The sequence below is a fragment of the Paenibacillus sp. sptzw28 genome, assembly GCF_019550795.1.
Classification (GTDB): domain Bacteria; phylum Bacillota; class Bacilli; order Paenibacillales; family Paenibacillaceae; genus Paenibacillus_Z.
Genome location: NZ_CP080545.1, coordinates 2,849,589 through 2,866,283, shown reverse-complemented (window position 1 = coordinate 2,866,283; position 16,695 = coordinate 2,849,589). Strand labels below are relative to the sequence as shown.

Below are 16,695 nucleotides of genomic sequence, written 5' to 3'. Positions count from 1 at the left end.
GCAATCACCGTTCCTCTCTTCTAACGTTCGGGCCAAACTGCCGGTAAAAAAATAACAACCTCAAGGGTTGTTATTTTGGGGCGATTGATCGCCATTATACTTGCTTGTTCGGATTGCTCTCTACTATAAGCACATCGTGATAAATCTCTTCGAGCGCAACGCCTACATATTTATGCGATCTTGCACCCCGCAGGTCTGATTTACTTCCATCTCTCAGCATTCTCGCACGCCTCGAGGCTGCAACAACGAGTGAATATTTACTGTCCACTTTCGTCATCATTTCGTCAATCGACGGATATAACAAGTTTCTTTCACCTCGCTTAAGCTTTCTCGGAAGCTTCCTGCATCGTTTGAATCTCGGCAATAAACCGGTCCTTGCGGCAGTGTTCCGCTACTATAATACTTTGGATGCGATGAGCTGCAGTATCAACCTGATCATTAACGACTGCATAATCGTAATAGCGGATCAGACTCATTTCTTCAACCGCTACAGACATCCTGTGATCGATCACATCCGCATTTTCCGTGCCGCGGCCGGTGATCCGCTGCTTTAATTCGTCCAGAGAGGGTGGTACAAGAAAAATAAAGACGCCTTCCGGAAACTTTTCCTTCACCATTAGCGCGCCTTTAACTTCAATCTCCAAAATGATATCTTTTCCCGATTCGAGCGTCCGCTCCACAAAATCCCGAGGCGTGCCGTAATAATTGCCGACATACTCCGCGTATTCCAGAAGGGCATCGCGCGCGATCATGTCCTGGAACTGTTCTCTTGATTTGAAAAAGTAATTAATGCCGTCGATTTCACCCTGGCGGGGCTTCCGCGTCGTTGCCGAAACGGAGTAAACGAGATCGCTTTGTTTGTGCCGAAGCACAGAGCAGACCGTTCCTTTGCCTACGCCCGAAGGGCCCGATAAGACGATTAACAATCCTTTGGTCATAATACTCCCCGTCACTATTCGTCGTGATCGTCATCTTTCGTCGATAGCCGATGTGCAACCGTTTCCGGTTGTACAGCCGACAAGATGACGTGATCGCTGTCCGTAATAATAACAGCGCGCGTACGTCTGCCGTATGTCGCATCGATCAGCATATGGCGGTCGCGCGCTTCTTGAATGATCCGTTTGATTGGCGCCGATTCCGGGCTAACGATGGAAATGATGCGATTGGCAGAAACGATGTTTCCGAATCCGATATTGATTAACTTGATGGCCATGTCAGGTTCTCCCTCCGGTCTCTCACGTGTATGCAGCAGCATTAACACGATATATAGATGAACGCAAGAATGATGAAGTTGAATTTTTCCGCCAAATTAGGGAACCCGGCAGAGCCATTGCACTATTCTTGACGAAAACAGCCCGGAGCATACGTTTGGCCTTCCGGTTTGCAAGCTCTCTGTCGACAGCTCGTCATCAGCTTGTCTTCCGATTGCATATTCAAACCGTCATGGCAAGTGCATCCATTGCTCTATTCTAATTCATTTTGATACAACGAACAAGTGTTAAAGCGTAATCAGGAGTAAAAACGAGCAATTACTTTATTTCTTCGTTTTTTCCCATACATATTTAGTCAGACGCACCGTCATGTCATAGGATAAAAACGGCGTAATCAAGTATATACCGTTAAAATGCTTCAATGCGGTATCCAGCAGCTCTTCCGCGATCCGTACCCCTTCAGAACGGCCCGCTTCGCCTTCCAGCCCCGCCATCCGGCTGCGAACGTCATCCGATAGTTGTATGCCGGGTACCTCGTTATGCAAATATTCCGCATTGCGCCCGCTGGCGAGCGGCATAATGCCAATGAATACGGGAATGGATAAGTGCTTGGTAGCTTCGGCAATTTTTACGATAAGATCGCTGCTGTAAACGGGCTGTGTCATTATATAATCCGCGCCGGATTCGACTTTGCGTTCCAAACGCGCGATTGCCTTGTCCAAATATTTTACATTCGGGTTGAACGCGGCGCCGACAATGAATTTCGCCTTTTGCTTGAGCGGCTTGCCCGAGAAGGAAATGCCGTCGTTCAACTGCTTGATCATGCGGATCATCTCGAATGAGGTCAAATCGTAGACCGAGCTCGAATCGGGCAAATCGCCGAAGCGTGCCGGATCACCAGTAACAGCGAGCACATGATCGATGCTGAGCGCATCTAGTCCCATCATATGAGACTGCGTTCCGATCAAGTTCCGGTCACGGCACGCAATGTGCACGAGCGGCCGCAGTCCTACCTGATGCTGCACAAGCGAGGCGAGCGCCAGATTGCTCATACGCGTCATGGCTAACGAATTGTCCGCCATCGTAACCGCATCGGCTCCCGCTTCTTTCAAGGCGGCCGATCCCGCCATGAACTTACGGATATCCAGGTCTCGCGGCGGGTCCAGCTCTACGATCACGGTATGGCGCTCCCTTACGAGATCCACAATCGTAGGTTCAGCAGCTGCCGGAGCAGCTGGTTCTCCTAACCCGGTAACCTGCTGCGAACTAGCGGTAACGGCAGTGTGCTCCACAGCCGGCGGCTCGTAAGGTTCGACTGCCCCCGGCTGCGGAACATATCCGTTCAGCGCTTCGGCGATAGCGGCTATATGCTCCGGAGTCGTACCGCAGCACCCTCCAATTATTCTTGCACCCCTATCGGCGAATTTCCGTGCCGATTGCGCGAAGTATTCAGGCGTCGCCGTAAACATGTATTTGCCGTCGACGTAATCGGGAATACCTGCATTCGGAAATACGGATAGAGGCAGCGCCACGTCACCTTGGATCGAATCGATTGCCCGGAGAATGCCGTTTGGGCCGCTTCGGCAGTTGAAGCCTGCCACATCGGCTCCTTCCTCCCTCAGACGTTCGAATGCGAAGGCAAGCGGATGACCATCCTGAGTTACTGCCTCTTTCTCAACTGCAAACTGGCATATGACGGGAATATTGGATTGCTTTCGCGTGACTTTCAGCGCAATGAGCATTTCTTCCAGATCGTAGAAGGTTTCAAGCAGCAGTCCGTCAACACCTTCATTTAATAATGCGTCGATTTGCTGTTGGAAAGAATGCTTCAGCTGGCTGCTTGAGATATTCCTCCGTTTTCCGGCACGTATTGAACCGACCGCTCCGACCACATAGGCATCGCTGCCGACAGCGTTTCTCGCAATCTGAACGCCCGCACGGTTTATGGCCGCCACATCGGCATCCAGTCCGTAGCGGGACAGGCTCTCATGATTGGCCGAGAATGTATTCGTCTCGATCACCCGCGCCCCTGCTTCATAATAACGCCTGTGAACATCTTCTATAACGTTCGGCCGGAGTAAATTAAACTCTTCATATGAAACGCCGACAGGGAACCCCATCTGGTAGAGATAGGTTCCCATCGCGCCGTCGCCGGTCAAGATGCGCGCTCCCAGCGCTTCCCGCAAATCCGGTTTCATGGTCAAAACTCCTTCTGTCGCCTACAGCGTACCTCGGAATACTTCAGCTGCAGGGCCGGTCATGTAAACATGGTTGTCAGATTCATTCCATTCGATCAGAAGCTCTCCGCCCTTTAGAGAAACGGTGGCCGTGCGGTCAGTATAGCCATTCAGCACAGATGCCACGACTGTTGCACAAGCTCCAGTCCCGCATGCAAGCGTAGGCCCTGCCCCGCGCTCCCATACGCGCATGTCCGTGAAATCGCTGGATCTCACCGTAACGAACTCTACGTTTATTTTACGGGGGAACATCGGGTGGGTTTCCAGCTTGGGTCCCCATGCCGCAAGGTCAAAATTAACGGCATCGTCCACGTAAATTACACAATGCGGGTTGCCCATCGATACGGCAGTGAAACGGAACTCGCGGCCGTCTACCTCGATCGGGTGATTGATAACCGGGTTGGCATCAACCGTTGTCGGCACCTGCAAGCCGTTCAGGATCGGCTGGCCCATATCGACGCGGACCAGGTCCGCCTTGCCGTCCTTAACCGTCAGTTGAACCTGCTGTACACCGGCGCCCAATGTTTCTATCGTAATTTCCGTTTTATCGGTTAAGCCGTTATCGTAGACATATTTGGCGACGCAGCGGATCGCATTGCCGCACTGCTCCGCTTCCGAACCGTCGGAATTAATAATACGCATGCGGAAATCAGCGTTCTCCGAAGGCAGAATGTAGACGAGGCCGTCGGCCCCAATGCCAAAAAAACGGTTGCAAACTTGCTCCGCAAGCTCGGCCACATTGTCAGGTAAGCTCTTCTCGCCTGCGACAACGACAAAATCATTGCCCAGTCCATGCATCTTCGTAAAGTTCATTTGCTTGCACTCCTTTTGCCAGAACGAAAACCATTGACGTTCTTAATTTCCTTTTAGCATACCGCAAAGAAAGTCCAAAGGCTATTCATAATTTGCAGCATTGTTTGCACTAAAGTACACCCCCTAAATCCCCCTGGAAGGGGGACCCCGAGGGCTCCGCCCTCTGGACACCCGAAAGGTATAACGTGGGAGTTTGAGAGGCGCGTGCTAGCTAGTACGGTGAATTCCTCGCTTTCGTCCCTTTCGGGACACGCTTTTACTGTGGTGCTCGTGTGCGACCTGATGTCCCTGCGGGACTGTCTAACGATCAAAGTTTCGAAATTTGTTGATGCTTCGGATTCCTCGCTCTCTTCCCATACGGGACCGCTTACTTTATGTATGCGTGTGTGACCTTGTCTCCGTGTGGGAATTGGCAGCACACTGACCGCACCCTTGGGGGGATGCGGTCAGATGTAGTGTTTTTTATCTGGCTACGGGCTTGGAGCGGCCTAGCGGCCAGTTTGATTTTTTCTTCTTTTCGGTCGTCCCGAGGACGCTGCCTATGCCCATAACGAACGTTGGAATGCCGGCGGCTACAAGGACCAGGCACCAATCGCGGAAGCCGAGCGGCACCGTTTTGAAAATTGGCTGCAGTGCTTCGATGTACAATACGCCGAGCATAAGCAGAACCGATGATAATACGGCAAAGAGCAAATATTTGTTCTGCAGAATGTTGCGGTGGAATATCGATCTCGAGCTGCGGCAATCGAATACATGGATGAGCTGAGCCATAACCAATGTGGCAAAAGCGACCGTCTGCGCTTCAACCAGATTCGCCGCGCTGTCAGGTGCCTTGCTGAGCGTGATCCAGAACGCCGCAAGCGTGCAGACGCCGATCAGAATGCCGCGGCTGATAATTTTCCAGCCCAGCCTTCTGGCGAAAATATTTTCTTTGGCAGAGCGCGGCTTGTGCTGCATCAAGTCTTTTTCAGCTTGATCGACACCCAGCGCCATAGCCGGAAGCCCGTCGGTTACGAGGTTCACCCATAAGATTTGTATCGGTACAAGCGGCAGCGGAAGGCCTGCCATCATTGCAAGGAACATCGTCAATATTTCGCCGACATTCGATGCGAGCAAATAACGGATGAATTTGCGGATGTTCTCATAAATGCCCCTGCCCTCTTCGATCGCCGAGACAATCGTTGAAAAATTGTCGTCGCTCAGTACGAGCGAGGACGCTTCCTTCGATACGTCCGTTCCCGTTATTCCCATTGCGATCCCGATATCGGCTGCCTTGATCGCCGGCGCGTCGTTAACGCCGTCGCCGGTCATAGCGACTACATGCCCTTTGCGCTGAAGTGCTTTTACGATGCGCAGCTTGTGCTCGGGTGAAACCCGCGCATAGACGTAGATGTTATCGGCCAGCCGGTCAAGCTGCTCGTCGCTCATTGCCGCAAGCTGTTGTCCGCTTACCGATAATCCCCCCCGCGGCATGATGCCGAGCTGGCCTGCAATCGCTTCAGCGGTTAATTGATGGTCGCCCGTGATCATAACCGTCTTGATGCCCGCACGGCGGCAGGTGGCAATAGCTTCGCGAACCTCGCGGCGCGGCGGATCGATCATTCCGCTCAGCCCGACGAACACAAGCTGGCATTCAACATCAGCCTCGACCTCCGACGCGTCATGCGGGCGCAAATCCCGGTACGCGAAGCCAAGTACGCGCAGCGCCGACTGAGCCATCGCTTCGGCCGCTTCGGTCACCCTCTGTTTAAGCGTCGAGGTGAACGGTACGACTTTGCCGTCCCAAAGTACGTAAGAGCACTGTTCCATCAGCATATCGGCGGCGCCTTTCGTACAGATGAGTCGTCCGCCTTGATGGGAGACCAGGACGGACATCCTTTTCCGTTCCGAGTCAAACGGATATTCCTTCACCCTCTTGTATAAACCGTCAAGAGATTTTGCGGACACTCCGAGTTTGGCTGCCAGAACCGTCAATGCTCCTTCAGTCGGGTCACCCTTCAGCACATACTCGTCCTGAATTGCGGTATCCTTGGTTTTTTTTCGTTTGGTTTCGTTCTCCGCTTCAATTTTCATAACCGAAGCGTTATTGCATAATGCCGCTACCTGGAGCAATCGGCGAAGCGACAGATCATGCTTCACATCGACCGGCTTACCCTGTTCATAGACGGAGCCGGCAGGCTCGTAACCTTCACCGGTCACTTCCATTTGACGACCGCCGATCCAGAGCCTTGTAACCGTCATTTTGTTTTGCGTCAGCGTGCCTGTTTTATCCGAACAGATAACGGAAGCGCAGCCTAATGTTTCGACCGACGGCAGCTTGCGTACGATGGCCCTGCGTTTGATCATCCGCTGGACGCCGAGAGCCAGTGCAATCGTCACAATAGCCGGCAGGCCTTCCGGAATGGCGGCTACAGCGAGGCTTACGCCGGCGAGGAACATTTCATAAGCAGGCTGCCCGTGCAGAATACCGGCAAGCACAACCAGAACGGTCAAGCCCAGAGCTACCACGATCAATATTTTCCCAAGCTGTTCCAGACGATGCTGGAGCGGCGTTTCCATCGATTCGGTTTGCTGGATGAGATTGGCGATTTTCCCCATTTCCGTAGACATACCGGTGCGAATGACGATCCCCCGGGCGGTGCCTCGCGTAACCATCGTGCCCATGAAGCCGATATTGCGCAAATCGCCTAGCGGCAGGTCGGACTCCTCAATCGGATTGCAATGCTTGCCGACAGGAACGGATTCGCCGGTAAGCGCCGATTCTTCCGCATAGCAGCTGTTCGTTTCGATAAACCGCAGATCCGCCGGTATGCGGTCGCCGCTCTCCACCAGAACGATATCGCCCGGCACAAGCTCGCTTGCCGGAAGTACGATGACCTGCCCCCCGCGCAGCGCTTTGGCTGCCGGCGCCGACAATGCTTTCAACGCGCGCAGTGACTTTTCCGCCCGAAACTCCTGAACAAACCCGAGAACGGCGTTCAGAACTATAATCGCCACAATCGTGATCGCATCCAAATATTCGCCGAGCAAACCCGAAATGAGCGTAGCGCCCATGAGCACCAGCACCATGAAATCTTTGAACTGACCCAAAAACAATTTGATTGGGGAGATCTTCTTTCCTTCAGACAGTTCGTTGCGTCCGACCCGGCTGAGCCGATCAGCGGCTTCGTCCGGCGTAAGACCGGTTTCCAGCGAAGCTTCAAACGACTGCGCAAGTTCGTTTGTCCCCATCTGATGCCATTTCCCTTGTTCCATGCCCTGTCACCCTCCCGTTACTTGCCGCCAAACGGACAGCCTATATTGCCTAAATGTATTCGGACAAACTGCGAAATATCCCATTCAAGACTTAAGTTTTTGTCCAAACTATGGCATGATAGGGAGATGAAACAGGACAGAGTACGCTTCCGATGAGTTTTCCGCTCATTCAGATTCAAAATCGGGAGTGTCACAATAAACTTGAAGGAGAAATGAACCCGCATGGCATTAGATGGAATCGTTACCCGTGCCGTCGTCCATGAGCTTCAATCGTGCGTCGGCGCGCGCATTCATAAAATACATCAGCCCACCGAACATGACCTTGTTTTTCAAATTCGCGGCGGCGGGTCCGGCGGGAAGCTGCTGATCTCCGCCAATCCGACTTATCCTCGGGTCCAATGGACGGAGCAGTCGTTCATCAACCCTCGTGAAGCTCCGATGTTCTGCATGCTCCTCCGAAAGTACTGCGAGGGCGGGCTTATAGAGGCTGTCCGCCAAATCGGAAGTGAACGGATCATTCATATCGATGTAAGACAGCGCGACGAGCTGGGCGACATATCGCTGAAGACGCTCATCATTGAGCTGATGGGCCGCCACAGCAATATTATATTGCTCGATGCCGCTGCGGGAACGATTCACGACGGTATCCACCATGTAACACCGGCGATAAGCAGCTACAGGATCGTCATGCCCGGTTCCGTTTATACCGCCCCTCCGGAGCAAGGTAAACGGGATCCCTTGGAAATACCCGACCAAGCTGCATTTATGGACGCTGTTCATGCCGTACTGACAGCGAAAGAGGATGAGAGCGCCGACCCCGCAACCCAGGTCACCGGAGCAAGTCCTGGGCCGAAAATGGTGATAAACACCGAAGAATCAGGCAATCCTTCGGCTAAACTCCCGCCGGATAAGCTGCTTGTGGCGGCGTTTAGCGGAATCAGTCCGCTGCTCGCCAGAGAAATCGTTCACCGGAGCGCTGCGGCCGGAGAAGCTGAGAGCGGCTACGTACATTTATGGTCTGCCTTTCATGAAATGATGAGCGAGCTTCGCGAACACCGGTACCAGCCGCAGATCGTCACCAGCGACTCTACCGGCAAAGCCGTCTTCTCTGTTACGCGGCTTTCGCATGTCCAGGGTCTCACCGAGACCTACGCGACCGTCAGCCTTTGTCTGGAGGCTTTCTATGGCGATAAGGCGATTCGGGATACGGTTAAACAACGGGTATCGGATCTGATTCGTTTTCTCCATAACGAGCTTAACAAGAACAGCAAGAAGCTCGAGAAGCTTAAGGAAACGCTGGATGAAGCCAGGGATGCGGATAAATTCCGAATACGGGGCGAGCTGCTCACAGCCTATTTGCACCAATTGAAGCGCGGCGACGAGTGGATCGATGCAATCAATTACTACGACGAGGAGCAGCGGATCATCCGGATCGCTCTGGACCCGCAGCTGTCTCCTTCGGAAAACGCCCAGCGTTATTTCAAGAAATATACAAAGCATAAAAACTCCTTGAATATCGTGAACGAGCAAATGGAAAACGCCAGAGAGGAGATGCTTTACCTGGAGGCGCTGCTGCAGCAGCTGGAGAGCGCGTCATTATCGGATATCGATGAGATTCGCGAGGAATTGGTCGAACAGGGCTATTTAAGAGACCGGACCAAACGCGGCGGCAAGAAACGCAAACCGGCGCGGCCGGCACTGCTTTGTTATACATCTTCCGAGGGAATACCCATATATGTGGGCAAGAACAATACGCAGAACGATTTCTTGACGAACAAAACTGCCGGTCCAAACGAGACCTGGCTGCATACGAAGGATATTCCCGGCTCGCACGTCGTCATCCGAGCTGCCGAATTTAATGATCAAACTCTGGAGGAAGCCGCGATGCTGGCCGCCCATTACAGCCAAGCGCGATCGTCCAGTCACGTGCCGGTCGACTATACGCTTGTCAAGCATGTGAAGAAGCCTAGCGGCGCCAAACCGGGCTTCGTTATTTACGATCATCAAAAAACGCTGTTCATCACACCTGATGAACAGCGCCTTAAAAATCTGCCTTCGCAAATCAAAACATAATGCCTTCCATCACGCTGCGCCGCGGAAGCTGCATATAACATGCAGCTTCCGCGGCGCAGCTCTTCTATCTGACGCGTTGCGGCGTTGCGGTCTTGAAGCCGCCCCCTATCTGCTTACCTCGATGCCGGATTAAGCTGCTTCAATACGCCGGCGTCGACCGTTCGGCTGCCGATCGTGCCGTGGAACACCACACCTTGACGTTCTCCATGATAATCGGAGCCTCCGGTAACGATAAGGCCGTATTGACGGGCCAACCGCTCGTACCTTACTTCATCATCCGTTCCATGGTCAGAGTGGAATACCTCGATCCCCTCCGCTCCGCTGCGAATAATCTCTTCGACCAGATCGTCATCGCCGTACAAACCGGGATGAGCTATTACACTTGTTCCGCCCGCTTGGCGTATCCATTCGACAGCCTCGAAAGGATTTAGCCTGGGCGGATTAACGTACGCCGCGGCGCCTGCCGCCAGGTAGCGGTCAAACGCTTCCTGCATCGTATCGACGATGCCTTTGGCAACAAGCAATGACGCCATATGCGGCCTTCCGATCGTCCCTCTGTCCTTTCCCTGCTTACGCGCTTCGTCAAGCACTTCATCCAAAGATATCGGGATTCCAAGTGAACGGAGTTTCTCAATAATCATGAGGTTTCGGTTATCCCTGACTTCAGTAAGACTGCCGAGCCTCCCGCGCCAATCGTCGCTCTGCCAATTGGTGTAATACCCCAATATGTGAACGTCGCGGCCGCCTGCAGACGTACTGATTTCTACGCCGGGCACGACTGTTATGCCGAATTCCTCTCCCGCTTCCATCGCCTCCGCGATCCCTTCCACAGTATCGTGATCGGTAATGGCTACTGCGGCAAGTCCGGCCTCTTTCGCCATGCGAACGTTTTCCCGGGGCTGCTGCATCCCATCGGAAGCCGTTGTATGGGTATGAAGATCGGCGCGGCCTATAACCATTGCTCGAGGTCTCTCTCCCGAAGGAAGGTGAGGAACGTGACGGCGGATATCGGCAGCAGCGCGGATTTAAGATAAATCGAATAAAATTGACGTTTAAAATTGACATCTTTGAGTGGGATTGTATGAATAAGCCCAAGCGCGACCTCATGCTTGACCGACGAGCCCGACACGAACGATACGCCTAGCCCGGCTTCGACCGCCGACTTCACCGCTCCCGTGCTGCCAAGCTCCATCACGATTTTCAATTCCGCCGGATCGATTTGTTTATTTTTCAGCTGCTCTTCCATAACCAGCCTCGTCCCCGATCCTTGTTCCCGCAGCACAAACGGAAATTCCAGCACATCCGCAAGGTGCACTTCCTTCTCTCGTGCGAGCGGATGCGATTTACCCACGATTAATCGCAGTTCATCGCTCATTACGGCTTCCATGTGCATGTCCGGATGGTTGACCGGGGCTTCGATCAAACCGAAGTTCAGCTGATGATTTAGGATCTCTTCCATGATTTGAGCGGTATTCATCACTTTCATGCTGATTGAAATATGCGGAAATTCCTGCCCGAACGGGCCAAGCAGCCGCGGCAGGATATACTCTCCAATGGTCAAGCTGGCTCCAAGCTGTAATCTTCCTTTAAGCTGTGTCGTAAATTTGGACATCTGGGTATCCGTGTCGCGGATCAAATCGATGCTTCTCTGCGCGAAAGGCATAAGCGCCCTGCCCGCTTCGGTTAATTCAATTCGCTTGGTCGAACGCTGCAGCAGCTTCGTTCCGAAATAATCCTCCAGCGACTGTACCTGCATCGTCACGGCCGGCTGAGTCATATGGAGTGCAAGCGCTGCGGCTGAGAAGCTGCCTTTCTCCGCTACGGTAAAGAATATATGAAGTTGATGAAAGTTAAGCGCCATTGAATCCATCCTTCCTCTCTCTATCAGTCATTATATAATATACCTCAGAAAAAGTATCCACAATCATACAAAAAAGCATGAGCTTTATGGGCGCATGCTTCGTCATTATGGGGAGCGGTTTATCATTTTTTATTTCCGTTTTCTGCTATTTTTTATTAAAGTCATTCTTCTGGAATGTCTGAGCCAGGAATAGTATGATTTCAGATCTCGTAGTTCTATAGTCTCAGACATACGGCCTAGGAAAGTAACGACAATCATTTTGTGCAGCGGATTGCCCGCCAAATCCGTTTCTTTCTCCAGAATGGCGAATTCGGCGACAAAGACAAGATCGTCGTCAATTAAGTATACGTCCTGTTCATTCCGGTAATAAGGCTCGATTCGTCCTTGTTTCAAGCACTGCCACATATAATCGGCGATGTCCTCGAAACCGGTTTTCTCACTCTCGACTCGATCCGCCCAGCGGATTTTGGCATGGTTCGTGATGACGATATCCGCTACCTTCTTATCACCCAGAACGACGTGAAACGACTCATAAGTGTTCCATCTTTCCGTCATCTTGTCTTTCATCGCGATCCACCCCTCCCCTGGAAGTAGGCCTTATTATCTATATTTACATTTGATTTCATTGTAGCATGCCTGTCCGATTTTTCAACATTAAAATAAAGTCGCACCAATAATGTAACATTATGGATTATTGCGGTTAAAAAATGGCTCCCGCCCGTTGAACCGGTATCGGGAGCCTGTGAAATCACAAACTATAAAACCGAGTTTTATCAGGCACATTGCGTTCATACTCGGTTTTAATTTCATTTCGATACGAACGTTCTATCTTCTTAACGAACGGAAGGCGCTGAATGTTGCGCACAATATCGTCAGCCCGATCGGCGTTCATATACATGACCACATAATGCATCTTTCGGGAGATATAATGAATCGTCCCATATTTGTCTAATGAACGGGCCGCTTTGATATCATTGACCCAAATAATGTAGCCTACGCGTTCCGAAAACATGATTGCCCCCCGTTCCGAGTTTCGCTCCGTTACCCGCAGCCGCCGCTGCTGCAGCCGCAGGAACCGCCGCTTCCGCAGCCGCCGCCTTTTGCCAATGGGTCGTTGCCCGGCACTTTAATCGTTTCCGAAACTGAAGCGGCTATTTGCTTGGCAATTTCATGCAGCAGCTCATCGACCGCCTGTTCTGCCGCCTTGAAGCGGATTACGCTCTCGATTTGGCCCAGCTTAAGCTGTATCGCGTCTACTACGTCTTTAGCCGCATTAAAGTCCGGATGAAACCGGCCGAAACGCTGGCATTCCTCGAATTTCTCCTTCGCTTTCGCGAACTGCCGGACGAGTGCAGCCACTTCTTGATCGCGGTCCACTGCGCTTTTCCAATATGCATATTCGGCTACTTCAGCCGATTGATTAATCATGTCGCCAATCTCATATGCGTTCAACAACAAGGCCGCCATGTCGAGCGATGGATTCGCATCGGATTTATCCGGGATTCCATGCAATATATTCTCGGGAAGCTCAGTCGTTGGTATCGCCTGCACGATATGCACCCCTTTATGAAGGTTTAGGCTTTGCCTATTTGCTATCATACCATATTGAGAGGAGAAAAAGGTAGGTCAAGCTTGGCTGCGAGTGCAAATACACAATTCATTCACGGTTTACCGCTTCCAGTGGAATAACGAGCATCATTTCCTGCCACATATCAGGGGTAAGCTGTACCGAAGCAGGCTTACCGTTCTCGTAGATACTTCCGATAACTGTCCACTGGCTGCCTTCATCTGTAATCCGTTCGGGGACAAAAGGCTGTACTTTCCCTTCCCGTTTTAATTTAACCGATGTTCGCCAGCCTAAAGCCCTCTCCAGCAATTCCCTGCGGGTAGTTGGATGATAGGTCCGCAGCTGCTTGATCCACATCGCCGGAACTTCATCCAAGCCGGAAAAAAGCGATCTTACGGACGGAACCTCCGTGAGCAGCTCGAAAGCGTGAAATGAACACGGATCGGCGAACAATCCGGCGGCTTCAGCCGATTGACGAAGGCCGGCAGATATCGTCCGGGGAACAGCGGTCCGCACAAGCTTTACCGCTGCAGGCTTCTCCATCCACCCGCTAATTGCATACCTGACTGTTTCCGGCAACCGTCTGCCGGAGGCGCCCTCCAGGAACGCAATTACGTCCACGCCGGAAAAACCAAGCTCCAATGCTTTCGCGGAAGAACGTTCTGTTATTCGATATACGGAGATAAAATCGGAACGTTTGCGTTCTCCGATCAGCTCCAGTGTCCACAGCACGGATGCAGGAGCGTATGCGGAAAGCATAATTTCCCCGTCCGGAGAAATATGAATGTTCTTGACCGAATCGTCATCCGAGTTGGAGCCCGAAGCCGGCCACGCCGGAATGAGCCAGCGGACAAGCTGCTCGCCTGCTGTCGTATCAGCCAACTCCATCCAACCGCATGCGGCCATTAACCGGCACCAGTGCCGCAATGATTCCGGTCCTAAGTCACCCGAAGAATTATTGAACTCGAGTTCCAATTCCGAGAGCCGTGCCCATTTCATCGGTTCAAGAGAAGAAAGAAAGGCAGCGGCATTCCCGATAGAGGCAACTCGAACCGCATACGTTTCCATCACGAATCGAAGCAATTCGGTTTCGCGCGCAATCCCAGGCAGGTCGAGCCATGCTTCCCAGCGCTTCCGGTGCACTTGAAATGCTTGAGGGGACTCAGTCAGCTTCATTTGCTTCAATGCAATGTCCAGGATGAAAGCCAGCGGCAGAGGATATTCGATCGCTTGAAACTGATTGAAATCAAATATTTCCAGATCATTGGCCTTAATATGAATATGTGCCGCGCTCTTATCGATTGACCTCCTCGTAAGGACGCCTTTTACCGTTTTATCCATCCCGGACCGGGTCATTTCGGCTATTACATGAATAAGTTGCACTCCCAAAGCCGGGATATATGTATCGCTCTCCCTGTACACGATATTCGAAACGTCATTAATTTCCGCATAGGGAATAGACCAGGAGCTGATCGTCCTTTGCCAGATGAACAAGGTGTCGCGCGGGATAAAATAAACCTTTTCCCCCCACCCTTTGCGCACGGAGAAGACGATTCCGGCTTCGGCGAGCCGAAGCAGTCCGATCCGGTACTCGGAACCGGCGATACCCGGGGCAGCCGGCTGCTGAAGCAGCTGTTCCTCTTTGAAAGGCAGCGAACCGAAGCGATGAACGATTGCCGCGAGTGTAACGGCAGCAGGCTCTGTCAGCGCAGACCAGGCTGATGCTGTGCATGATTCGTTACGTGCCGCTTCCGGCCACTTGATGCCTCCCTCACACTGCCAGAGAGTTAGCCCGGCTATCTTCTCAGCATGATCAGGCGTCAGCCTCTCCACAATATCGCGGCTATTCATCGGGCTCTCTCCTTTTCATCCAGGTTTCATAGCTTTCCCGCATCAACTTGCCGCTGCCCGTCAGCCACTCCTTCACTTCATAGCGGTAGCCTTGTTCAATCAGGAACAGCTGACGCTTCTGTGCGTAGTAGGTTTCTTTGGTCCCATCGGAGACTAGCGTGTAGAACCAAGCATTGTTGTCGCCCTGCTTGGGACGCAGTATACGCCCGATCCGCTGCGCTTCCTCTTGGCGGGAACCGTAGCTTCCGGATACTTGAATTGCAACAGCTGCATCGGGTAGGTCAACGGCGAAATTCGCTACTTTGGAAACGACCAGCACAGGTATGACCCCGGCTTTGAACGACGCATACAGCTGTTCACGCTCGTTATGCGGAACCTCGCCGGTCAGCACCGGAGCCTTCAGCGCAGCCCCGATGTCATGCAGCTGCCGTATATATTGACCGATCACGAGCGCAGGCTTTCCTTTATGCTTCTGCAGCAGGTGTTTGACAGCTTCGATTTTCGCTTTGTTTTCGCCGGCGATCCGGACTTTGGCCCTCTCTTGGGCGCGCTCGTATCTCTTCATCTCCTGATGCGGCAGCGACAAGCGGATTTCCGCGCACTCCACATTTGCGATCCAGCCGCTGGTCTCCAGCACTTTCCACGGCAGATCGAAACGCTTTGGGCCGATAAGCGAGAATACATCCTCCTCCCGGCCGTCCTCGCGGACCAATGTCGCTGTCAGCCCGAGGCGCCTTGTCGCTTGAAGCTCTGCAGTCATACGAAATACGGGAGCCGGGAGCAGATGGACCTCATCGTAAATAATAAGGCCCCAGTTCCGCTCCTGAAAAAGCTTCATATGTGTAAACTCGCCGTCTTTTTGACGCCTGTTGGTCAGTATCTGATACGTGGCGATCGTTACGGGCCGAACCTGCTTCGAGGTTCCCGCATATTCCCCGATTTCCCCGTCTGTAAGCGTCGTCTTATCAAGAAGCTCGGTCTTCCATTGTTTCACGGAAGTCACGTTCGAGGTTAGAATCAGCGTATCACAGCCAAGTCTGGCCAAAGCCGCGATCCCGATTACCGTTTTCCCCGCACCGCAGGGCAGAACGAGTACCCCGCTGCCGCCGTCCTCCTTGCCTTCCCGGTAAAACAAATCGACCGCATGCTTCTGATATTCGCGCAGGCTGAATTTGCGGCCGCCACCGGTTTGCTCCCTTAGCTCCACATACAGTGATTCCCCGTGCCTGTATCCGGCCAGGTCTACAACCGGGTACCCCAGCCGCGTTAACTCCTGCTTAAGCGCACCGCGGCTTTCAGGCTTCATCAGCCTTTTCCCTTCACTCCCGGCGCCTTTAATGAACGGCCTGACGCTCGAACGTCCCTCGAGCTCCCCGAGCAGCTCCTCATCGCCATGCAGCAGAAGCCCGCCTTCAGGCGACCGTTCAAGCGTGAGCTTACCGTATCGCTCCGCAAGCATTCGAATGCCGCTCGTCACCTTCACCGGCAGCTCATAACTGCTAAATGCGCTGATAGAAGCAATGATCTCACCGGCAGACATTCCCGCGGAAGCCGCATTCCAAATGCTCAGAGGCGTCATTCTGTATGTATGAATGTCTCCGGGCCGTTTCGACAAGTCGGCAAACCGGCATAGCGTCTCGCGCGCGGCATCCGCATCCCTGTGCCTGTCGTCGAGGAGCACCGTGAAATCCGCCTGTACGATGAGCGGCCGGTCTTCCCGTTTATGCATTTCATCATCTCCCTTAAGATTAGCGATGCAGCAGCAGCTTATATCTTATAGTTTGAGATAATGTGCCGGTTTTTATCCCCTTACAGGTATTTTCTGGT

At 52.6% G+C, this 16,695-nt stretch carries 14 protein-coding genes; 1 reads left to right on the top strand and 13 read right to left on the bottom strand.

What is annotated here, in order from left to right:
• Positions 1-94 precede the first annotated feature (94 nt).
• The 6 genes from rpoZ to KZ483_RS12795 all read right to left on the bottom strand — a co-directional run bounded on the left by rpoZ (position 95) and on the right by KZ483_RS12795 (position 7,516).
• Entirely contained in the window at positions 95-304 is a 210-nt protein-coding gene (gene rpoZ / locus KZ483_RS12820; RefSeq protein WP_220353025.1) for a DNA-directed RNA polymerase subunit omega, read from the bottom strand.
• A gap of 16 nt (positions 305-320) precedes the next feature.
• On the bottom strand, positions 321-938 hold the full coding sequence (gene gmk, locus KZ483_RS12815) for a guanylate kinase (protein WP_220353023.1): 618 nt from the start codon (positions 936-938) through the stop codon (positions 321-323).
• A gap of 14 nt (positions 939-952) precedes the next feature.
• On the bottom strand, positions 953-1,213 hold the full coding sequence (remA, locus tag KZ483_RS12810) for an extracellular matrix/biofilm regulator RemA (RefSeq protein ID WP_020615370.1): 261 nt from the start codon (positions 1,211-1,213) through the stop codon (positions 953-955).
• A 321-nt stretch (positions 1,214-1,534) separates the two neighbouring features.
• A complete protein-coding gene (locus KZ483_RS12805; RefSeq protein WP_220353021.1) occupies positions 1,535-3,409 on the bottom strand; it encodes a bifunctional homocysteine S-methyltransferase/methylenetetrahydrofolate reductase in 1,875 nt (624 codons plus the stop codon).
• Positions 3,410-3,430: 21 nt separating this feature from the next.
• Positions 3,431-4,261 carry a diaminopimelate epimerase gene (gene dapF / locus KZ483_RS12800; RefSeq protein WP_220353019.1) on the bottom strand — a complete coding sequence of 277 codons (831 nt, stop codon included), beginning with the start codon at positions 4,259-4,261 and terminating at the stop codon, positions 3,431-3,433.
• A 462-nt stretch (positions 4,262-4,723) separates the two neighbouring features.
• Positions 4,724-7,516, bottom strand: a complete 2,793-nt coding sequence (locus KZ483_RS12795) for a calcium-translocating P-type ATPase, SERCA-type (RefSeq protein ID WP_220353018.1) — start codon at positions 7,514-7,516, stop codon at positions 4,724-4,726.
• A 222-nt stretch (positions 7,517-7,738) separates the two neighbouring features.
• Here KZ483_RS12795 and KZ483_RS12790 point away from each other — a divergent pair, with 222 nt between their 5' ends.
• A complete protein-coding gene (locus KZ483_RS12790; RefSeq protein ID WP_220353017.1) occupies positions 7,739-9,589 on the top strand; it encodes an Rqc2 family fibronectin-binding protein in 1,851 nt (616 codons plus the stop codon).
• A gap of 113 nt (positions 9,590-9,702) precedes the next feature.
• On the opposite strand, the gene KZ483_RS12785 is transcribed toward KZ483_RS12790, so the two are convergent.
• The 7 genes from KZ483_RS12785 to KZ483_RS12755 form a co-directional block, all read right to left on the bottom strand.
• Entirely contained in the window at positions 9,703-10,548 is an 846-nt protein-coding gene (locus tag KZ483_RS12785; RefSeq protein ID WP_220353016.1) for a PHP domain-containing protein, read from the bottom strand.
• Complete coding sequence (locus KZ483_RS12780; protein ID WP_220353014.1) at positions 10,539-11,450, bottom strand: selenium metabolism-associated LysR family transcriptional regulator; 912 nt, start codon at positions 11,448-11,450, stop codon at positions 10,539-10,541. The genes KZ483_RS12785 and KZ483_RS12780 overlap by 10 nt, the downstream gene beginning before the upstream one ends.
• 129 nt (positions 11,451-11,579) lie before the next feature.
• Positions 11,580-12,017: a hypothetical protein gene (locus KZ483_RS12775; RefSeq protein WP_220353012.1), complete on the bottom strand. Its 438-nt coding sequence runs from the start codon at positions 12,015-12,017 to the stop codon at positions 11,580-11,582.
• A 181-nt stretch (positions 12,018-12,198) separates the two neighbouring features.
• Complete coding sequence (locus KZ483_RS12770) at positions 12,199-12,462, bottom strand: YlbG family protein (protein WP_220353011.1); 264 nt, start codon at positions 12,460-12,462, stop codon at positions 12,199-12,201.
• A 29-nt stretch (positions 12,463-12,491) separates the two neighbouring features.
• Positions 12,492-12,992 (bottom strand): YlbF/YmcA family competence regulator, encoded by a 501-nt coding sequence (locus tag KZ483_RS12765; RefSeq protein WP_397376198.1) that lies wholly within the window; start codon positions 12,990-12,992, stop codon positions 12,492-12,494.
• A 115-nt stretch (positions 12,993-13,107) separates the two neighbouring features.
• Positions 13,108-14,868, bottom strand: a complete 1,761-nt coding sequence (locus KZ483_RS12760; RefSeq protein WP_220353009.1) for a helicase-associated domain-containing protein — start codon at positions 14,866-14,868, stop codon at positions 13,108-13,110.
• Complete coding sequence (locus KZ483_RS12755; protein ID WP_220353008.1) at positions 14,861-16,597, bottom strand: DNA repair helicase XPB; 1,737 nt, start codon at positions 16,595-16,597, stop codon at positions 14,861-14,863. Before KZ483_RS12755 ends, KZ483_RS12760 begins: the two co-directional genes overlap by 8 nt.
• Between the last annotated feature and the right edge of the window lie 98 nt (positions 16,598-16,695).